Genomic DNA, 17,880 nt, shown 5'->3' with positions numbered 1-17,880 from the left:
CCCCCGAACACCGCCTGAAGAATCTATGAGCCCCGCTTTCAATGCCTCGCCCAACCAGCTCACGCTGGCGCTGTCCAAGGGCCGCATCTTTACCGAAACGCTGCCGCTGCTGGCGGCGGCCGGCATCGAGGTGACCGAAGACCCGGACACCTCGCGCAAGCTGATCCTGCCCACTTCGGACCCGGCGGTGCGCGTGATCATCGTGCGCGCGTCGGACGTGCCGACGTACGTGCAGTACGGCGCGGCCGACTTCGGGGTGGCCGGCAAGGACGTGCTGATGGAGCACGGCATGACCGGCCTGTACGCGCCGATCGACCTGAACATTGCGCGCTGCCGCATGTCGGTGGCGGTGCCGGCCGGCTTTGACTACGCCAACGCGGTGCGCCAGGGCGCGCGGCTGGCCGTGGCCACCAAGTACGTGCAGACCGCGCGCGAGCACTTTGCCAAGAAGGGCGTGCACGTGGACCTGATCAAGCTGTACGGGTCGATGGAGCTGGGGCCGCTCGTGGGGCTGTCGGACGCCATCGTCGACCTGGTCAGCACCGGCGGCACGCTGCGCGCGAACAACCTCGTGGAAGTGGAGGAGATCGTGCAGATCTCGTCGCGGCTGGTGGTCAACCAGGCCGCACTGAAACTCAAGCGGGAGCGGCTGGCGCCGATCCTGGACGCATTCGAACGGGCCTCGGCGGCGCTCGCCTGAGGCAGCGACAACCGGAATGACCGGGACGCCCGCAAGGGGGTCCGCAAGGAAAAAGCAGTCATGAACGAAACGGATATGGAAAACCTGTCGATCCGTCGGCTCGACTCGACCGAGCCCGGTTTTGCCGGGGCGCTGCGCCAGGTGCTGGCCTTCGAGGCCGCCGAGGACGAGGCCATCGACCGCGCCGCGGCCGATATCCTGGCCGACGTGCGCCGCCGTGGCGACGAGGCCGTGCTGGAGTACACGCGCCGGTTCGACCGCGTGGAAGCCGCGTCGATGGGCGCGCTGGAACTGTCGCAGTCGCAGCTGGAAGCCGCGCTGGAAGACCTGGAGCCCAAGCGCCGCGCCGCGCTGGAGGCCGCCGCGGCCCGCGTGCGCGCCTATCACGAGAAGCAGAAGATCGAGTGCGGCAGCCATAGCTGGGAATACACCGAGGCCGACGGCACGATGCTGGGCCAGAAGGTGACCCCGCTGGACCGCGTGGGCCTGTACGTGCCCGGCGGCAAGGCGGCCTATCCGTCGTCGGTGCTGATGAACGCGATCCCGGCCCGCGTGGCCGGCGTCAAGGAAGTCATCATGGTCGTGCCCACGCCGGGCGGCGTGCGCAACGAGCTGGTGCTGGCCGCCGCGCAGATCGCCGGCGTGGACCGCGTGTTCACGATCGGCGGGGCGCAGGCGGTGGGCGCGCTGGCCTTCGGCACGGCCACGCTGCCGCAGGTGGACAAGATCGTCGGTCCGGGCAATGCCTACGTGGCGGCGGCCAAGCGCCGCGTGTTCGGCACGGTGGGCATCGACATGATCGCCGGGCCGTCCGAGATCCTGGTGATTTGCGACGGCACGACCGAACCCGACTGGGTGGCCATGGACCTGTTCTCGCAGGCCGAGCACGACGAACTGGCGCAGTCGATCCTGCTGTGCCCGGACGACGCCTACCTGCGGCGCGTGGAGGAAAGCATCCAGCGGCTGCTGCCGACGATGCCGCGCCGCGACGTCATCGCCGCGTCGCTGGCGGGGCGGGGCGCGCTGGTCAAGGTGCGCGACATGGAGGAAGCGTGCGAGATCGCCAACGCGATCGCGCCCGAGCATCTGGAGATATCGGCCGAGAATCCGCGCCAGTGGAGCGAGAAGATCCGCCACGCGGGCGCGATCTTCCTGGGCCGCTACACCAGCGAGTCGCTGGGCGACTACTGCGCGGGGCCCAACCACGTGCTGCCCACCTCGCGCACCGCGCGCTTCTCGTCGCCGCTGGGCGTGTACGACTTCCAGAAGCGGTCGAGCCTGATCGAGGTCAGCGAGGGCGGCGCCCAGATGCTGGGGCAGATTGCCGCCGAACTGGCCTACGGCGAAGGGCTGCAGGCCCACGCCCGCAGCGCCGAGTACCGTTTCAAGCGTTAAGCCACTTTTCCAAGCCAGACCCACAGGACCATCATGGCAGCCGTAGATCCATCCCTGATCGAACACATCATCCGTGACGACGTGCGCGCCATGGGCGCCTACCACGTGGCCGATTCGCACGGACTGGTGAAGCTCGATGCGATGGAAAACCCGTACCGGCTGCCGCCCGCGCTGCGCGCGGAACTGGCCGCGCGGCTGGGCGAGGTGGCGCTGAACCGCTACCCGGTGCCGAGCAGCGAGGCGCTGCGCGCGCAACTGAAGCGCGTGATGCAGGTGCCGGCCGGCATGGACGTCATGCTTGGCAATGGTTCGGACGAACTGATCAGCATCCTTTCGCTGGCCGCGTCGCGCCCCGGCGCCAAGGTGCTGGCCCCGGTGCCGGGTTTCGTCATGTACGCGATGTCGGCCCAGTTTGCCGGCCTGGACTTCGTCGGCGTGCCGCTGCGCGCCGATTTCACGCTGGACCGCGCGGCGATGCTGGCGGCGATGGCCGAGCACAAGCCGGCCATCATCTACCTGGCCTACCCGAACAACCCGACCGGCAACCTGTTCGATGCCGCGGACATGGAGGCCATCGTCCGTGCGGCGCAGGGCCCGGTGTGCCAGAGCCTGGTGGTCGTCGACGAGGCGTACCAGCCGTTCGCGCAGGAAAGCTGGATGGCGCGGCTGACCGAGTTCGGCAACCTGCTGGTGATGCGCACGGTGTCCAAGCTTGGCCTGGCCGGCATCCGGCTGGGCTACATGGCCGGGTCGCCCGACTGGCTGGCGCAGCTGGACAAGGTGCGGCCGCCGTACAACGTCAACGTGCTGACCGAGGCCACGGCGCTGTTCGCGCTGGAACACGTGGCGGTGCTGGACGAGCAGGCCGCGCAGCTGCGCGCCGAGCGCGCCCGGCTGGCCGACGCCATGGCGGCACTGCCCGGCGTGACGGTCTTCCCGAGCGCGGCCAACTTCCTGCTGGTGCGCGTGCCGGATGCGGCACAGACGTTCGATCGGGTGCTGGCGCGGAAGGTATTGATCAAGAACGTGAGTAGAATGCACGCATTGCTGGCCAACTGTCTGCGCGTGACGGTCAGCACGCCCGAAGAAAACGCGCAGTTTCTTGAGGCGTTTGCCGCCTCATTGCAGGATTAACCCCACCATGCGTGTTGCAGAGGTCACCCGCAATACCTCGGAAACGCAGATCCGCGTTTCGCTGAACCTTGATGGCACCGGCCGCCAGAAGCTGGCCTCCGGCGTGCCGTTCCTCGACCACATGCTGGACCAGATCGCCCGCCATGGCATGTTCGACCTCGAGGTCGAGGCCACGGGCGACACCCATATCGACGACCACCACACGGTGGAGGATGTCGGCATCACGCTCGGCCAGGCCGTGGCGCGCGCCATCGGCGACAAGAAGGGCATCACCCGCTACGGCCACAGCTACGTGCCGCTGGACGAGTGCCTGTCGCGCGTGGTGATCGATTTCTCGGGCCGTCCGGGCCTGGAATTCCACGTGCCGTTCACGCGCGCCCGGGTGGGCACCTTCGACGTCGACCTGACGATCGAGTTCTTCCGCGGTTTCGTCAACCACGCCGGCGTGACGCTCCATATCGACAACCTGCGTGGCATCAATGCCCACCATCAATGCGAAACGGTGTTCAAGGCCTTTGGCCGGGCACTGCGCATGGCGGTGGAGCTGGATGCGCGCGCGGCCAACCAGATTCCATCGACCAAGGGATCGCTCTGACCCATACTCGAGCCGGTCTGACGGCGACCTGAACCCCGACCTGGCCACCTGTATGGCAGGCGCGCCGGCGGCTTGCGGCGGCGCCGGCCGACCCGGACAATCCCGCACCCGATGGATACGCTCAAGTCTTTCATCTCGCTGCTGGCGCTGATCAACCCGATCGGGGCGATCCCGTTCTTCATCAGCCTGACCAGCCAGCAGACCGAGGCGGAAAAGCTGCGGACGATCAAGACGGCGTCGATTGCCGTGGCCATCGTGGTGGGCCTGGCGGCGCTGCTGGGCCAGCAGATCATCGAGTTCTTCAATATCTCGGTGGCGTCGCTGCAGGTGGGCGGCGGGCTGATCATGATCATGATGGCCATGAACATGCTGAACGCCCAGACCGGCCGCACCAAGGCCACGCCGGAGGAAGAGGACGAGGCCGAGGCCAAGACCAGCATCGCGGTGGTGCCGCTGGCGCTGCCGCTGCTGACCGGGCCGGGGTCGATCAGCACGGTCATCGTCTACGCCGGCAAGACGCACCACTGGTACGAGCTGCTGATCCTGGTGGCGATTGGCGCGGTGCTGGGGCTGGTGGTGTATGGCACGTTCCGTGCGGCGGATCCCATCGCGCGGGTGGTTGGCAGGACCGGGATCAATATCGGCACGCGCCTGATGGGGTTGATCCTGTCTGCGCTGGCCGTCGAATTCATCGTGGACGGGCTGAAGACATTGTTGCCTGTTTTGAAATCATGACTACCATAGCAATTGTGGATTACGGCATGGGCAACCTGCGCTCGGTGGCGCAGGCCCTGCGAGCGGCGGCACCCGAGGCGGACGTGCAGGTCGTGGACCGGCCCGAAGGCATCCGCGCGGCGGACCGCGTGGTGCTGCCTGGCCAGGGCGCGATGCCGGACTGCATGGGCGCGCTGGGCGAATCGGGCCTGCAGCAGGCCGTGCTGGAAGCCGCCGCATCGAAGCCGATGCTGGGTGTGTGCGTTGGCGAACAGATGCTGTTCGAACGCAGCAGCGAAGCTCGCACCGGAGCGGACAGCACGCCGGCGCTGGGGCTGATGCCCGGCGAGGTGGTCCGGTTCGAACTGGATGGCATGACGCAGCCCGACGGCTCGCGCTTCAAGGTGCCGCAGATGGGCTGGAACCGCGTGCGCCAGGCGAAGCCGCATCCGCTGTGGGACGGTATTCCGGACGATAGCTGGTTCTATTTCGTGCACAGCTATTTCGTCCGCGCGCAGGACCCGGCCCACGTCGCCGGCCAGACCGAATATGGCGTCGTGTTTACCAGTGCGGTGGCACGCGATAATATTTTCGCCACGCAGTTCCACCCGGAGAAGAGCGCCGCGATGGGTTTGCAGCTATACCGGAATTTCGTGCACTGGAATCCGTAAAGCGTCAGAAGCACCTGTTACCAGAAGCGCCACAACGTCATCAGCGATACCGATATCCGTCGTTCAGAGCCACCGACCAGACTGCATCCACTGCATAACTGCCATGACCTGAACGCCGGCGCAGCCGCGCCGGCATCGCTACCTTTTCCCTTTTTACACAACCACCACGCTCGTTACGCTATGTTGCTCATTCCGGCCATCGACCTGAAGGACGGTCAGTGTGTACGCCTCAAACAAGGCGACATGGACCAGGCCACCGTCTTTTCCGAAGATCCCGCCGCCATGGCACGTCACTGGGTGGACCAGGGCGCGCGTCGCCTGCATCTGGTCGACCTGAACGGCGCTTTCGTGGGCAAGCCCCGCAACGAGGCCGCCATCAAGGCCATCATCGCCGAAGTGGGCGACGAGATTCCGGTGCAGCTCGGCGGTGGCATCCGCGACCTGAACACGATCGAGCGCTGGCTCGACGACGGCCTGTCGTACGTGATCATCGGCACGGCTGCCGTCAAGAACCCGGGCTTCCTGAAGGACGCCTGCTCGGCGTTCGGCGGCCACATCATCGTCGGGCTCGATGCCAAGGACGGCAAGGTGGCCACCGACGGCTGGAGCAAGCTGACCGGCCACGAGGTGGCCGACCTGGCGCGCAAGTACGAGGACTACGGCGTCGAGGCCATCATCTATACCGACATTGGCCGCGACGGCATGCTGCAGGGCATCAATATCGACGCCACGGTCAAGCTGGCGCAGTCGATGTCGATTCCGGTGATCGCCAGCGGCGGGCTGTCGAACATGGCGGACATCAGCCAGCTCTGCGCGGTGGAGCGCGAGGGCGTGGAAGGCGTGATCTGCGGCCGTGCGATCTATTCGGGCGACCTGAACTTCACCGAAGCCCAGTCGTACGCCGACAAGCTGGCGTCCGAGTAACGCCATCCGGCGGGACGCCACAACCAGCCGCGCGTGGCGCAACGCGCGCGCGGCAGGCAAGGAACCTCATGCTAGCCAAACGTATCATCCCCTGCCTCGACGTGACCAACGGGCGGGTGGTCAAGGGTGTCAACTTCGTCGAACTGCGCGATGCGGGCGACCCGGTGGAAATTGCGCGCCGCTATGACGACCAGGGTGCCGATGAAATCACATTTCTCGACATTACTGCCACCAGCGACGGCCGCGACCTGATCCTGCACATCATCGAGAGCGTGGCGTCGCAGGTGTTCATCCCGCTGACGGTGGGTGGCGGCGTGCGCACGGTGGAGGATGTGCGGCGGCTGCTGAACGCCGGCGCGGACAAGATCAGCGTCAACTCGTCGGCCATCGCCAATCCGCAGCTTGTGTCCGATGCCACCGGCAAGTACGGCTCGCAGTGCATCGTGGTGGCCATCGACGCCAAGCGCAGCTCGGCGCCGGGCGAACCGGCGCGCTGGGAAGTGTTCACCCACGGCGGCCGCAAGGCGACGGGGCTCGACGCGGTGGAGTGGGCCAGCGAGATGGCCCGGCGCGGCGCGGGCGAGATCCTGCTCACGAGCATGGACCGCGACGGCACCAAGAGCGGATTCGACCTGGAACTGACGCGCGCGGTCAGCGACGCGGTGCCGGTGCCGGTCATCGCATCGGGCGGGGTTGGCGGCCTGCAGGACCTGGCCGACGGCATCAGGCTCGGCCACGCCGACGCGGTGCTGGCCGCCAGCATCTTCCACTATGGCCAGCACACCGTTGGCGAGGCAAAGGCATTCATGGCCCGCGAGGGCATCCCCGTCCGGATCTGATCATGGCAAAGAAGTGGCTGAACAAGGTGAAGTGGGACGACAACGGCCTGGTGCCGGTGATCGTCCAGGAAGTGGGCTCGAACGACGTGCTGATGTTCGCGTTCATGAACCGCGAGGCGCTGCAGCGCACCGTGGAACTGGGCGAGGCCGTGTTCTGGTCGCGCTCGCGCAAGCGGCTGTGGCACAAGGGCGAGGAATCGGGCCACGTGCAGAAGGTGCACGAGATCCGGCTGGACTGTGACGAGGACGTGGTGCTGCTGAAGGTGACCCAGGTGGACAGCATCGCCTGCCATACGGGCCGTCATTCGTGCTTCTTCCAGAAGTTCGCGGGCGACGCGGAATCGGGCGACTGGCAGACCGTGGAGCCGGTGCTCAAGGACCCGTCGACCATCTACGCGGCCAAATCATGAGCCAGGACCCGAATACCGCCGACATCCTGGCCCGCGTGGCGGCCACGCTGGAGTCGCGCAAGCCGGAAAACGGCGGCGACCCGGACACGTCGTACGTGGCAAAGCTGTACCGGAAGGGCGACGACGCGATCCTGAAGAAGATCGGCGAGGAAGCCACCGAGACCGTGATGGCCGCCAAGGACGCCCGCGCGGCGGGCCTGGGCGCCGAGGCCGTCGACAAGGTCGTCTACGAGGTGGCCGACCTCTGGTTCCACACGATGGTGCTGCTGTCGCACATCGGCGCCACCCCGGCGGACGTCGTGAACGAACTGGCGCGGCGTGAAGGGCTCTCCGGTCTGGTCGAGAAAGCCAGCCGCAAGGAGTAGCATTGAGCCTATGGCCGCCCGGACAGCGTCCGGACATGGCTTAATGCGGCACAACGCTGGAGGGCACGATGGCGACGGACTACACCACGCAGGTCACGACGACGGCAGACACGGACAAGCTGGACGGGCTGCGCAAGCTCACGCACATCCTGTATGCGCTGTACGCCATCCACTGGTTCACGGGCGGCATCACGGCGCTGATCGCGATCATCGTCAACTACGTGAAGCGCGACGACACGCGCGGCACCGTCTATGCCTCGCACTTCGCCTGGCAGATCCGGACGTTCTGGTGGTCGATCGTCTGGTATGTGGTGGGCGGGTTCATGTTTGTGACGGTGCTGCTGTTCCCGGTGGCGATCGGCGTATTCTGCGTGTTGTCACTGTGGATACTGTATCGTATCGTCAAGGGTTGGCTATACCTGAACGACCGCAAGCCGATGTACCCCGGCGAGGCGCTCTGAGGCGCCGCCATCCGGTAATCGGCACATTTCTCCAACGGGTCGACAGGCTGCAACAAGAACTTCATGAAATCCCAGGACAATTGCGTTTTCTGCAAGATCGTGGCCGGCCAGATCCCGTCGAACAAGGTGTACGAGGACGACGACCTGCTGGCATTTCACGATATCCATCCCAAGGCGCCGGTACACTTTCTGGTTATTCCGAAATCGCACGTCGATTCGCTGGCCGAATGCGGACCCGGCGATGCGGGGGTGCTTGCTAGAATAATGCTCAAGGTGCCTGAACTGGCGCGCCTTGCCGGCTGCAGCAACGGGTTCCGGACGGTGATCAATACCGGCACGGACGGCGGGCAGGAGGTATTCCACCTCCACCTGCACGTACTCGGCGGCCCGCGCGACCAGTGGCAGTCACCGGCGTTCTGAGGGGATTATCAGAAGCCTGAGTATGAGAGCGGCCCGGGCAGCGATGCCCGGCCGAATGCTGCGCCGGCCACCGTCGCCCGGCGCAGCCTTTGAGGGACGGAACTACGGGGCCGGGCGACCTTTATCCGCCGCCCGCGGCTTTATCAGGAGCAAGAAATGGGTTCGTTTAGCATTTGGCACTGGCTGATCGTGCTGGTGATCGTCATGCTCGTCTTCGGTACCAAGAAGCTGCGCAATATCGGCCAGGATCTGGGCGGCGCGGTGAAGGGCTTCAAGGACGGCATGAAGGACAGCAACGGCGAGGAACCCGGTGCCAAGCCGGCACCTGCCAAGGAGCTGCGCGACGCCACCACGATCGACGTGGAAGCCAAGGAAAAGCAGCGCCAGGAATAATCCGCAGCCGGATTCTTCCTTGTTCGCCATTCATCCGGCGGCCGCGCCCGGCGCGGCCAGCCTGTCCCGTGTCACTGTTCCGATGTCCGCATGATTGATCTCGGCATTTCCAAGCTGGCACTGATCGGCGCCGTGGCGCTGATCGTGATCGGCCCCGAGCGTCTGCCGAAGGTGGCCCGTACGGTTGGCGCACTGGTCGGCCGCGCGCAGCGCTATATCAACGACGTGAAGGCCGAGGTCAGCCGCGAGGTGGAACTCGAGGAACTGCGCAAGATGCGCACGGAATTCGAGAACGCCGCGCGCGATGTGGAGCAGACCATCCACAAGGAAGTCAGCGAGCATACGCAGGCGCTGAACGAGGCGCTCAACGGCGAGACCACGGACGTGGCCGGCACCGGCACCGGCGCTACCGACGTCAGCGCCGGCTATGTGCCGAGCTGGGACAGCGCGCACAAGACCCGCAACGGCCGCAAAAGCTGGCGCGTCAAGCAGGGTGCGCGGCCGATCTGGTTCAAGCGCCAGCAGAACGTCCGCGTGTGGGTGCAGTCGGGCGCCGCGCGCGTCAAGCGCCATCGCCCGGCCAGCGGCCGTAACCGTTCCTTCTTCGAGTAAGCATGGCGGGCCAGAATCCCAACGACCCCAACGACGAGTCCCAGCAAGAGACCTTCATTTCCCACCTGATCGAACTGCGCGAGCGGCTGGTGAAGGCGGTGGCCGGGGTGCTCGTCGTGTTCTTGTGCCTGGTGTACTGGGCCGCGGAAATCTTCAATATCTTCTCGTCCCCGCTGACCGAAGCGCTGCCCAAGGGCGGCCGCATGATCGTCACCGACGTCACCGGCTCGTTCTTCGTGCCGATGAAGGTGACGATGCTCGTGTCGTTCCTGATCGCGCTGCCGTGGGTGCTCTACCAGGTCTGGCGCTTCGTGGCGCCGGGGCTGTACCAGCATGAGAAGAAGCTGATCATGCCGCTGGTGACCAGCAGCTACGTGCTGTTCCTGTGCGGCGTGGCCTTCGCGTATTTCCTGGTGTTCCCGACCGTGTTCCATTTCATGGCGCATTACAACGCGCCGCTCGGGGCCGACATGTCGACCGACATCGATAAGTACCTGAGTTTCGCGATGACCACGTTCCTGGCGTTCGGCATCACATTTGAAGTACCGGTGGTGGTAATCGTGCTGGTCCGGTTTGGCGTGGTGGAACTGGAGAAACTGAAGCAGATCCGGCCGTATGTGATTGTCGGGGCCTTCATTATCGCGGCCGTGGTTACCCCGCCTGATGTGATGTCGCAACTGTTATTGGCCGTGCCGCTCGTGCTGCTGTACGAACTGGGCCTGCTGATGGCGCGTTTTGTGTCGAAACAGCCACTGGGCGCGCCTGCCGAGGGCGAAACGCAGCCCGACTAAGTTCCGATGACCTTGTAAATCCCCTGTATCACGCAGCTCTGGATGCTGCGTTTTGCACCATATTGGGGAAATCGCCCCCGATTGCTGTTGCTTCGTCACAACAAGAACCGCCAGTAAACCGTGTTTACGGCGAAAAAGACTTCTGACGGGCCGGGGGGGTGACACATAATACGACGCAGACGTGAAGGTTAATGCGTCGCCCAAGCACTTGGGCAACCAAGATTTCCCAATCAGTTGACAAGGAAAGTGTCGATATGAAGATGAAACTGTTTGCAGCTGCCGTTGCCGCTCTGGCCGCCGGCGGCGCCTATGCCCAGTCCAGCGTGACCCTGTACGGTGTGGTTGACGCCGGTGTCGAGTACGCTAACCACCAACCGGGCGTGGCTGGTAGCCACGACGTCGTGCGCCTGACCTCGGGCAACATGTCGTCCGGCAGCCGTTGGGGCCTGCGTGGCGTGGAAGATCTGGGCGGTGGCCTGAAGGGCATCTTCGTGCTGGAAAGCGGTTTCAACGTTGACACCGGTACGCAGGGTCAAGGTAACCGTCTGTTCGGCCGTCAAGCTTTCGTCGGTGTGCAGAGTCAGTTCGGTACGCTGAGCCTGGGTCGTCACCAAACGCCGCTGTATGACTTCGGTCTGGCCTTCGATCCGATGGCCATCTCGACGAACTACTCGATCACCACGCAAGACGGCGGTTTCGCCAGCCGTGCTGACAACTCGATCAAGTACACGGGTACGTTCGGCGGCCTGACCGGCTCGCTGCTGTACAGCACCGGCTCGAACACCGGCGCCACTGCAGGCAACGCCTACCAAGGCAATGCCGGCGAAGTTCCGGGCAACTACAAGCTGGGCCGCGAATACGCTGCCAGCCTGATCTACAACGGTGGCCCGTTCTCGATCGGTGCCGTGTATGACGAAGTCAACCCGGGTATCGCCCTGGCTGACGACGCCAAGATCCGCCGCGCTTCGGTTGCCGGTACGTACGCTTTCGGCCCGGCCAAGGTGTTCGCTGGTTACCGTTGGGCCAAGGCATCGGACGGTGCCCGCCTGGCCGGTGGTACGCTGGCTGACGGCACGGTCGCTTCGTCGCGCTCGAACCTGTACTGGCTGGGCATGGGTTACCAGCTGACCCCGGCCCTGTCGCTGACGGGCGCTGCTTACTACCAAGACTTCAACAACACCGGCGCCGATCCGTGGAGCTTCGTGGTGTCGACGGACTACGCTTTCTCGAAGCGTACCGACGCATACCTGAACGTTTCGTACGCGAAGAACAAGGACGGTTCGACCCTGGGCGTGTCGTCGGGTGGTCCGGGCGCCATCGCTGGTTCGGGCTTCGGCACGACCCAAGGCTCGGCTAACCAGTTCGGCGCCGTGGTTGGTGTTCGCCACAAGTTCTAATTTGATGCGGGTGTGAGCCCGCTCAGATTCGGCTTGATCGAAACGCCGGCATCCGCAAGGATGCCGGCGTTTTGTCTTTGGGGGATTGGATAACACGAACCGGCCGGGCGACGTCCCCAGGCAGTGTTTTCGAAGTCCTACTAAAGACTGGCAGCGTCTGATGTGCTGTGCAGCGCGACGCGCCCGCCACAGCCACCGGTCAGGACTTGGCCGCAATCGAGCGCCGAGACAGGGGGGAGGACCGTGGTGCCTTGGACTTCTGCCGCAAGCGCTGCCGCGCCGGGCAGCACGGGCCACCGCACCAGTGCACCCTTTCGACATGGAACACTGCCCCGGCATCGGCACGCATGCCGCGACGATTCCTGCCCCTGGCCATCCCTCGCCACACGCGGCGCCAGCCGCCCAAAAAGAAAAACCCCCGCCATGGCTGGCGGGGTTTTATCTTGCTCGAAGGACTCAGGCGAAGAAGTTTCTCCGCCCGCAGCCCTTAGCCGCTAATCGCTAGCCGCGATCACTCGTCGTCTTCCAGCGGCATCGCCCGGCGCGGTGGCGGCGGGCGCTTGCCGATGGTGACCGTGATATCGGCCGGCTTGCCGCGGCGGATTACCTTCATCTTCACGTCGGCGCCGGGCTTGAGCTGGGCGATGGCGTTCAGCAGCGCGGTGGTGTCCGAGATGACCTGGTTGTCCACCGATACCAGCACGTCGCCGGGCCGCACGCCGGCCTTGTCCGCCGGGCCGCCCTGGACCACGGCCGCGATCAGTGCGCCTTCCTTGGCGTCCAGGCCGAACGACTCGGCAATCTCGGGCGTCAGGTCCTGCGGTTCGACGCCGATCCAGCCGCGCGTCACGCTACCCGTGGAGATGATCGACTCCATCACCTGCTTGGCCGTCGACACCGGAATCGCAAAGCCGATACCCAGCGACCCGCCCGAGCGCGAATAGATGGCCGTGTTGATGCCAAGCAAGTTGCCCTGCGCATCGACCAGCGCGCCGCCCGAGTTGCCCGGGTTGATCGCCGCGTCGGTCTGGATGAAGTTCTCGAACGTATTGATGCCCAGGTGGCTGCGACCCAGCGCCGACACGATACCCATCGTCACGGTCTGGCCCACGCCGAACGGGTTGCCGATTGCCAGCACCACGTCGCCGACCTTCACGTTCTCGATCCGGCCCAGCGTGATGGCCGGCAGGTCCTTGAGCGTGATCTTCAGCACGGCCAGGTCGGTTTCCGGGTCGGACCCGACGACCTTGGCGTTGGCCTTGCGGCCATCGGTCAGCGCCACTTCGGTCTCGTCGGCGCCGTCGACGACATGGTGGTTGGTTAGAATGTAGCCCTCGGCGCTGACGATCACGCCCGAGCCCAGGCTGGACACCGGCTCCTGACGCTCCGGCAGCCGGTCGCCGAAGAAGAACCGGAACCATGGGTCCTCCGCCTGCGGATTGGGCGACCGCTTCGAGCCGTTCTTGCTGGTGAAGATATTGACCACCGCCGGCATGGCTTCCTTGGCGGCGTCGCTGTAGGACCCCTGCGCGGCGGACTCCGCCACGCTCGGCACCACTTCCTTCAGTGCCACGATGGGCGACCCCGACTGCACAGCCACCCGCCCGCGCTGCAGCCACTCGGGTTTGAGCGTGGCTATCACGAACCACACGGCCAGCACGACCGTGACGGCCTGAGCGAAGAACAGCCAGAATCGGCGCAACATATTGGAGTTTGACCCGGAAATGAAAACCAAAGAGCTGGAATTGTACTTGAACGACCTGCTGGAGGTTCCCCGTTTCAAGGACTATTGCCCGAACGGACTCCAAGTGCAAGGTCGGTCCGACGTCACCCACATCGTCACCGGCGTCACGGCGAGCCTGGCGCTGGTGGACGCGGCCATCGAAGCCGGCGCCGACGCCATCCTGGTCCATCACGGCTATTTCTGGAAGAACGAGGATGCACGCGTCATCGGTCAGAAACACGCAAGATTGAAGAAACTGCTGGGTGCCGACATCAACCTGATGGCCTACCACCTGCCGCTCGACAATCATCCCGAACTCGGCAACAACGCCCAGCTCGGGCTGCAGCTGGGTCTGCAGCCCAACGGCCGCTTCAGCGATGACCAGCTTGGATGGACCGGCACGCTGCTGCAGCCGATGCCGCTCCACACCTTTGCCGCGCACGTTGGCGGCGTGCTGGAGCGCGAGCCGCTGACCATCGGCGATCCCGACCAGATGGTGCGCAGCGTGGGCTGGTGTACCGGCGGCGCGCAGGGCTACTTCGCGGCGGCCGTGGCAGCCGGCGTGGACGTCTATATCAGTGGGGAAGTTTCCGAGCCGACCACGCATCTGGCGCGCGAAAGCGGGGTGGCGTATATCGCGGCCGGCCATCACGCCACGGAGCGCTACGGCATCCGCGCCGTGGGTGAACATCTGGCGCAGCGGTTCGACCTGCGCCACACCTTCATCGATATTCCGAACCCGGTCTGAGCGGCCGGGTCCGGGCAAGGCGCTGTCAGGCGCGCGGGGGCACCGTCCGCAGGCTGTCGCGGATCTCGCGCAGCAGCTTGATGTCCTCGGGCGTCTCGGCCGGCTTGGGCGCTTCCTCGTGCTTCTCGCGCATTTTGTTGAAGGCGCGGACCATCATGAAGATGATGAAGGCGAGGATCACAAAGTTGACCACGATGGTCAGGAAATTGCCGTAGGCAAACACCGGCACGCCAGCCTTCTTCAGCGCGTCCAGCGTGTGGGGCACGCCCGGCGGCGGCTCGGCCAGCGCGACGAACATGTTGGAAAAGTCGAGTTTGCCGACGACGCGGCCCACCAGCGGCATGATCAGGTCATTGACAACCGAATCAACGATCTTTCCAAACGCGGCGCCGATGATCACACCGACTGCGAGGTCGATCACATTGCCGCGCATCGCAAAAGTTCGGAACTCGCTCATCATTCCCATCGGTTTTTCTCCAATTTGTTGTTCCAGATTAACGTTTGTGTTTGACGAAGCCTGCATCATCGCACCCTCGAGTGCAAGTCTGGATGCCGCGTTCGAACGCTTTCCCCGCGATCCCGCGGCCGATCCCATGACCGATTATCGGCGCCACGGCTATCAGTAGTTCGCCTATCGTCGCCAGATGTGCCTCAGGTATAATTTTTTGTTGACGCAGGATTCAATTGATGACATCCCCTGGGGTTTGGAATGAGTGACCAGCAAGACGTGAAGAACGTGGACAAAGGTCGCCGCAATTGGTTGATCGCGACTTCTGTCGCGGGCGGCGTAGGAGGCGTAGCGGTAGCAGTTCCATTTGTCAGTACTTTTGCCCCATCTGAAAAGGCCAAGGCCGCCGGGGCACCAGTGGAGGCGGATATCGGCGCGCTCAAGCCCGGCGAGATGATGACCGTGGAATGGCGCGGCAAGCCCGTCTGGATCCTGCGGCGCACCCCCGAGATGCTGGCCTCGCTCAAGAAGACCGACGCTGAAGTCGCGGATCCCAATTCCGACGTTCCTTTCACGATGAAGACGCCGGACTATTGCAAGAATGAGACCCGCTCGCGTGCCGAACACAAGGACCTGCTGGTCGTGGTCGGCATCTGCTCCCACCTTGGCTGCTCGCCGTCGGGCCCGTTCGCCTCGGGCGCCAATCCGCAGCTCGGCGCCGACCCCGGCTTTCTCTGTCCGTGCCACGGTTCCACCTTCGACCTCGCGGGCCGCGTGTTCAAGAACAAGCCTGCCCCGCAGAATCTTGACGTCCCCCCGTACCAGTTCCTGACCGACACCAAGATCGTGATCGGCAAGGACGAGAAAGGAGAAGCGTGATCATGGCGGCCGAAAAAGAAGTCAAGACCACCGGGCTGCTGGGCTGGATCGACGCCCGATTCCCCGCCACCCAGCTCTGGGAAGACCACCTCTCCAAGTACTACGCACCGAAGAACTTCAACTTCTGGTATTTCTTCGGCTCGCTGGCGCTGCTGGTGCTGGTGATCCAGATCGTCACCGGCATCTTCCTGGTGATGAACTACAAGCCCGACGGCACGCTGAACGCCGCCGGCATTCCCGTGGCGTTCGCCAGCGTGGAATTCATCATGCGCGAGGTTCCGTGGGGCTGGCTGGTGCGCTACATGCATTCCACCGGCGCCTCGGCGTTCTTCGTCGTCGTGTACCTGCACATGTTCCGCGGCCTGCTCTACGGCTCGTACCGCAAGCCGCGCGAGCTGGTCTGGATCTTCGGCTGCCTGATCTTCCTGTGCCTGATGGCCGAGGCGTTCATGGGCTACCTGCTGCCCTGGGGCCAGATGTCGTACTGGGGCGCGCAGGTGATCGTGAACCTGTTCTCGGCAATTCCGGTGATCGGCCAGGACCTGTCGCTGTTCATCCGCGGCGACTACGTCGTCAGCGATGCCACGCTGAACCGCTTCTTCTCGTTCCACGTGATCGCCGTGCCGCTGGTGCTGCTGGGCCTGGTGGTGGCGCACATCATCGCGCTGCACGAGGTGGGTTCGAACAACCCGGACGGCGTGGAGATCAAGGCGAAGAAGGACGAGAATGGCGTGCCGCTGGATGGCATCCCGTTCCACCCGTACTACTCCGTGCACGACATGCTGGGCGTGGCCGGCTTCCTGATCATCTTCTCGGCCGTGATCTTCTTCTTCCCGGAAGTGGGCGGCTATTTCCTGGAAGCCAACAACTTCTTCCCGGCTGATCCGCTCAAGACGCCGCCGCACATCGCCCCGGTCTGGTACTTCACGCCGTTCTACTCGATGCTGCGCGCCACGACGTCGAACTTCCTGCCGATCCTGTGGCTGTTCTTCGCGTTCGTGCTGGGCATGGTGTTCCTGCGCACGAAGGATGCGCGCATCCGCATCGGCTCGGTGGCCGTGCTGGTGGTGCTGGCCGTCGGCTTCTACTTCATCGACGCCAAGTTCTGGGGCGTGCTGGTGATGGGCGGCTCGGTGATCGTGCTGTTCTTCCTGCCGTGGCTGGACTGCTCGCCGGTCAAGTCCATCCGCTACCGTCCCGCCTTCCACAAGTCGATCCTGATCGTCTTCGTGGTGGTGTTCCTGATCCTGGGTTACCTGGGGGTGCAACCGCCGTCGCCGGTAGGCGAGAAGGTGTCGCAGCTCGGTACGCTGCTGTACTTCGCCTTCTTCCTGACCATGCCGCTGTGGAGCCGCGCCGGCACGTTCAAGCCGGTGCCGGATCGCGTCACGTTCCACCCGCACTAAGACGCCGCGCGACCCTACAAGAGGACAAGGACCCAAGATGAAAAAGTTGCTTTCGATCTTCGCACTGGTCGGCGCATGCTTTGCCGCCATGCCGGCGATGGCCGCGGAAGGGGGCTACCCGCTGGAGCCCGCGCCGCTGGATACGAGCGATGTGTCGTCGCTGCAGCGCGGTGCCAAGCTGTTCGTCAACTACTGCCTGAACTGCCATGGCGCGTCGATGATGCGCTACAACCGGCTCAAGGACCTGGACCTGACCGACGATCAGATCCGCCAGAACCTGCTGTTCACGGCGGACAAGGTGGGCGAAACGATGACGATCGCGCTGCCGCCGAAGGACGCCAAGACGTTCTTCGGTGCCGCGCCGCCCGACCTGTCGGTCATCGCCCGCGCCCGCGGCAACGACTGGCTCTATACCTACCTGCGCACGTTCTACCGTGACGACACTCGCGCGACAGGCTGGAACAACCTGGTTTTCCCGGCCGTGGGCATGCCGCACGTGCTCTGGGAATTGCAGGGCCAGCGCGCGCCGAAGTTCACCGAAGTGGAAGAACATGGCCACAAGGTCCACAAGCTGGCCGGCTGGGAGCAGCTGACCCCGGGCAAGATGAGCACGCAGGAGTACGACCAGGCGGTTGCCGACCTGGTCAACTACCTGAGCTGGATGGCCGAGCCGGCGCAGAGCCACCGCAAGCGCCTGGGCGTCTGGGTGCTGCTGTTCCTGGGCGTGCTGATGGTGTTCGTGTGGCGCCTGAACGCCGCCTACTGGAAGGATGTGAAGTAATGCCCAGCGGCGCGACAGGGCGCCGTCGGCCGCAATCCAGGATGTAACAGTCGGCCCTGTCGCCTCCAGGGGCC

General features: G+C 64.7%; 22 protein-coding genes. 20 read left to right on the top strand and 2 right to left on the bottom strand.

All coding sequences use genetic code 11. The annotated features are described in order from the left end of the window. Positions 1 to 25 precede the first annotated feature (25 nt). From hisG to EPAKOI_RS14720, 16 genes are all read left to right on the top strand, one after another. A complete protein-coding gene (gene hisG, locus EPAKOI_RS14795; protein WP_124683077.1) occupies positions 26 to 700 on the top strand; it encodes an ATP phosphoribosyltransferase in 675 nt (224 codons plus the stop codon). 60 nt (positions 701 to 760) lie between these two features. Next, complete coding sequence (hisD, locus tag EPAKOI_RS14790) at positions 761 to 2,095, top strand: histidinol dehydrogenase (RefSeq protein ID WP_124683078.1); 1,335 nt, start codon at positions 761 to 763, stop codon at positions 2,093 to 2,095. A 33-nt stretch (positions 2,096 to 2,128) separates the two neighbouring features. Beyond that, positions 2,129 to 3,229 carry a histidinol-phosphate transaminase gene (gene hisC, locus EPAKOI_RS14785; protein ID WP_313839973.1) on the top strand — a complete coding sequence of 367 codons (1,101 nt, stop codon included), beginning with the start codon at positions 2,129 to 2,131 and terminating at the stop codon, positions 3,227 to 3,229. A 7-nt stretch (positions 3,230 to 3,236) separates the two neighbouring features. Beyond that, on the top strand, positions 3,237 to 3,824 hold the full coding sequence (gene hisB, locus EPAKOI_RS14780; protein WP_124683080.1) for an imidazoleglycerol-phosphate dehydratase HisB: 588 nt from the start codon (positions 3,237 to 3,239) through the stop codon (positions 3,822 to 3,824). A 111-nt stretch (positions 3,825 to 3,935) separates the two neighbouring features. Further along, complete coding sequence (locus EPAKOI_RS14775; protein WP_124683081.1) at positions 3,936 to 4,559, top strand: YchE family NAAT transporter; 624 nt, start codon at positions 3,936 to 3,938, stop codon at positions 4,557 to 4,559. Further along, positions 4,556 to 5,209 (top strand): imidazole glycerol phosphate synthase subunit HisH, encoded by a 654-nt coding sequence (gene hisH / locus EPAKOI_RS14770; RefSeq protein WP_313839972.1) that lies wholly within the window; start codon positions 4,556 to 4,558, stop codon positions 5,207 to 5,209. Before EPAKOI_RS14775 ends, hisH begins: the two co-directional genes overlap by 4 nt. Positions 5,210 to 5,389: 180 nt before the next feature. Continuing rightward, positions 5,390 to 6,133 (top strand): 1-(5-phosphoribosyl)-5-[(5-phosphoribosylamino)methylideneamino]imidazole-4-carboxamide isomerase, encoded by a 744-nt coding sequence (gene hisA / locus EPAKOI_RS14765; RefSeq protein WP_313839971.1) that lies wholly within the window; start codon positions 5,390 to 5,392, stop codon positions 6,131 to 6,133. Between the two features lie 68 nt (positions 6,134 to 6,201). Further along, entirely contained in the window at positions 6,202 to 6,972 is a 771-nt protein-coding gene (gene hisF / locus EPAKOI_RS14760; RefSeq protein ID WP_124683084.1) for an imidazole glycerol phosphate synthase subunit HisF, read from the top strand. Positions 6,973 to 6,974: 2 nt separating this feature from the next. Continuing rightward, positions 6,975 to 7,382 carry a phosphoribosyl-AMP cyclohydrolase gene (hisI, locus tag EPAKOI_RS14755; RefSeq protein WP_124683085.1) on the top strand — a complete coding sequence of 136 codons (408 nt, stop codon included), beginning with the start codon at positions 6,975 to 6,977 and terminating at the stop codon, positions 7,380 to 7,382. Beyond that, entirely contained in the window at positions 7,379 to 7,747 is a 369-nt protein-coding gene (locus tag EPAKOI_RS14750) for a phosphoribosyl-ATP diphosphatase (protein WP_124683086.1), read from the top strand. Before hisI ends, EPAKOI_RS14750 begins: the two co-directional genes overlap by 4 nt. A 68-nt stretch (positions 7,748 to 7,815) precedes the next feature. Next, on the top strand, positions 7,816 to 8,208 hold the full coding sequence (locus EPAKOI_RS14745; protein WP_124683087.1) for a DUF4870 family protein: 393 nt from the start codon (positions 7,816 to 7,818) through the stop codon (positions 8,206 to 8,208). Between the two features lie 63 nt (positions 8,209 to 8,271). Continuing rightward, on the top strand, positions 8,272 to 8,628 hold the full coding sequence (locus EPAKOI_RS14740; protein ID WP_124683088.1) for a histidine triad nucleotide-binding protein: 357 nt from the start codon (positions 8,272 to 8,274) through the stop codon (positions 8,626 to 8,628). Between the two features lie 156 nt (positions 8,629 to 8,784). Next, positions 8,785 to 9,021, top strand: coding sequence for a Sec-independent protein translocase subunit TatA (tatA, locus tag EPAKOI_RS14735; protein WP_124683089.1), 237 nt, complete (start codon positions 8,785 to 8,787; stop codon positions 9,019 to 9,021). Positions 9,022 to 9,111: 90 nt separating this feature from the next. Further along, positions 9,112 to 9,633 (top strand): Sec-independent protein translocase protein TatB, encoded by a 522-nt coding sequence (gene tatB, locus EPAKOI_RS14730; RefSeq protein WP_313839970.1) that lies wholly within the window; start codon positions 9,112 to 9,114, stop codon positions 9,631 to 9,633. 2 nt (positions 9,634 to 9,635) lie between these two features. Further along, positions 9,636 to 10,424 (top strand): twin-arginine translocase subunit TatC, encoded by a 789-nt coding sequence (gene tatC, locus EPAKOI_RS14725; RefSeq protein WP_124683091.1) that lies wholly within the window; start codon positions 9,636 to 9,638, stop codon positions 10,422 to 10,424. Between the two features lie 254 nt (positions 10,425 to 10,678). Continuing rightward, a complete protein-coding gene (locus EPAKOI_RS14720; RefSeq protein ID WP_423192507.1) occupies positions 10,679 to 11,821 on the top strand; it encodes a porin in 1,143 nt (380 codons plus the stop codon). 511 nt (positions 11,822 to 12,332) lie between these two features. Here the strand turns inward: EPAKOI_RS14720 and EPAKOI_RS14715 are convergent. Then, positions 12,333 to 13,526 carry a Do family serine endopeptidase gene (locus EPAKOI_RS14715; protein ID WP_423192506.1) on the bottom strand — a complete coding sequence of 398 codons (1,194 nt, stop codon included), beginning with the start codon at positions 13,524 to 13,526 and terminating at the stop codon, positions 12,333 to 12,335. Between the two features lie 19 nt (positions 13,527 to 13,545). Here EPAKOI_RS14715 and EPAKOI_RS14710 point away from each other — a divergent pair, with 19 nt between their 5' ends. Beyond that, positions 13,546 to 14,292 carry a Nif3-like dinuclear metal center hexameric protein gene (locus EPAKOI_RS14710; protein ID WP_423192505.1) on the top strand — a complete coding sequence of 249 codons (747 nt, stop codon included), beginning with the start codon at positions 13,546 to 13,548 and terminating at the stop codon, positions 14,290 to 14,292. A gap of 25 nt (positions 14,293 to 14,317) precedes the next feature. On the opposite strand, the gene mscL is transcribed toward EPAKOI_RS14710, so the two are convergent. After that, a complete protein-coding gene (gene mscL, locus EPAKOI_RS14705) occupies positions 14,318 to 14,758 on the bottom strand; it encodes a large conductance mechanosensitive channel protein MscL (RefSeq protein ID WP_124685023.1) in 441 nt (146 codons plus the stop codon). Positions 14,759 to 15,001: 243 nt separating this feature from the next. On the opposite strand from mscL, the gene petA reads away from it, so the two are divergent. The 3 genes from petA to EPAKOI_RS14690 are packed head-to-tail and all read left to right on the top strand — an operon-like array spanning position 15,002 to position 17,806. Beyond that, on the top strand, positions 15,002 to 15,619 hold the full coding sequence (gene petA, locus EPAKOI_RS14700) for a ubiquinol-cytochrome c reductase iron-sulfur subunit (RefSeq protein WP_124683095.1): 618 nt from the start codon (positions 15,002 to 15,004) through the stop codon (positions 15,617 to 15,619). A gap of 2 nt (positions 15,620 to 15,621) precedes the next feature. Beyond that, positions 15,622 to 17,025, top strand: a complete 1,404-nt coding sequence (locus tag EPAKOI_RS14695) for a cytochrome b (RefSeq protein ID WP_124683096.1) — start codon at positions 15,622 to 15,624, stop codon at positions 17,023 to 17,025. A 37-nt stretch (positions 17,026 to 17,062) separates the two neighbouring features. Beyond that, positions 17,063 to 17,806 carry a cytochrome c1 gene (locus EPAKOI_RS14690; RefSeq protein ID WP_124683097.1) on the top strand — a complete coding sequence of 248 codons (744 nt, stop codon included), beginning with the start codon at positions 17,063 to 17,065 and terminating at the stop codon, positions 17,804 to 17,806. Positions 17,807 to 17,880 lie beyond the last annotated feature (74 nt).

The sequence above is a fragment of the Cupriavidus sp. H18C2 genome, assembly GCF_049393795.1.
Lineage (GTDB): Bacteria > Pseudomonadota > Gammaproteobacteria > Burkholderiales > Burkholderiaceae > Cupriavidus > Cupriavidus pauculus_C.
Note: the sequence above shows the minus strand (reverse complement) of the source record. Positions and strands in the feature narration are given on the sequence as shown.

Coding starts and splice junctions, on each gene's coding strand:
- EPAKOI_RS14720 (WP_423192507.1), top strand. CDS start 10,679: ATGAAGATGAAACTGTTTGCAGCTGCCGTTGCCGCTCTGGCCGCCGGC.
- hisF (WP_124683084.1), top strand. CDS start 6,202: ATGCTAGCCAAACGTATCATCCCCTGCCTCGACGTGACCAACGGGCGG.
- EPAKOI_RS14740 (WP_124683088.1), top strand. CDS start 8,272: ATGAAATCCCAGGACAATTGCGTTTTCTGCAAGATCGTGGCCGGCCAG.
- hisI (WP_124683085.1), top strand. CDS start 6,975: ATGGCAAAGAAGTGGCTGAACAAGGTGAAGTGGGACGACAACGGCCTG.
- hisB (WP_124683080.1), top strand. CDS start 3,237: ATGCGTGTTGCAGAGGTCACCCGCAATACCTCGGAAACGCAGATCCGC.
- hisG (WP_124683077.1), top strand. CDS start 26: ATGAGCCCCGCTTTCAATGCCTCGCCCAACCAGCTCACGCTGGCGCTG.
- EPAKOI_RS14690 (WP_124683097.1), top strand. CDS start 17,063: ATGAAAAAGTTGCTTTCGATCTTCGCACTGGTCGGCGCATGCTTTGCC.
- hisD (WP_124683078.1), top strand. CDS start 761: ATGAACGAAACGGATATGGAAAACCTGTCGATCCGTCGGCTCGACTCG.
- EPAKOI_RS14745 (WP_124683087.1), top strand. CDS start 7,816: ATGGCGACGGACTACACCACGCAGGTCACGACGACGGCAGACACGGAC.
- tatA (WP_124683089.1), top strand. CDS start 8,785: ATGGGTTCGTTTAGCATTTGGCACTGGCTGATCGTGCTGGTGATCGTC.
- tatC (WP_124683091.1), top strand. CDS start 9,636: ATGGCGGGCCAGAATCCCAACGACCCCAACGACGAGTCCCAGCAAGAG.
- EPAKOI_RS14775 (WP_124683081.1), top strand. CDS start 3,936: ATGGATACGCTCAAGTCTTTCATCTCGCTGCTGGCGCTGATCAACCCG.
- hisC (WP_313839973.1), top strand. CDS start 2,129: ATGGCAGCCGTAGATCCATCCCTGATCGAACACATCATCCGTGACGAC.
- EPAKOI_RS14715 (WP_423192506.1), bottom strand. CDS start 13,526: ATGTTGCGCCGATTCTGGCTGTTCTTCGCTCAGGCCGTCACGGTCGTG.
- EPAKOI_RS14750 (WP_124683086.1), top strand. CDS start 7,379: ATGAGCCAGGACCCGAATACCGCCGACATCCTGGCCCGCGTGGCGGCC.
- EPAKOI_RS14710 (WP_423192505.1), top strand. CDS start 13,546: ATGAAAACCAAAGAGCTGGAATTGTACTTGAACGACCTGCTGGAGGTT.
- petA (WP_124683095.1), top strand. CDS start 15,002: ATGAGTGACCAGCAAGACGTGAAGAACGTGGACAAAGGTCGCCGCAAT.
- hisH (WP_313839972.1), top strand. CDS start 4,556: ATGACTACCATAGCAATTGTGGATTACGGCATGGGCAACCTGCGCTCG.
- hisA (WP_313839971.1), top strand. CDS start 5,390: ATGTTGCTCATTCCGGCCATCGACCTGAAGGACGGTCAGTGTGTACGC.
- EPAKOI_RS14695 (WP_124683096.1), top strand. CDS start 15,622: ATGGCGGCCGAAAAAGAAGTCAAGACCACCGGGCTGCTGGGCTGGATC.
- tatB (WP_313839970.1), top strand. CDS start 9,112: ATGATTGATCTCGGCATTTCCAAGCTGGCACTGATCGGCGCCGTGGCG.
- mscL (WP_124685023.1), bottom strand. CDS start 14,758: ATGGGAATGATGAGCGAGTTCCGAACTTTTGCGATGCGCGGCAATGTG.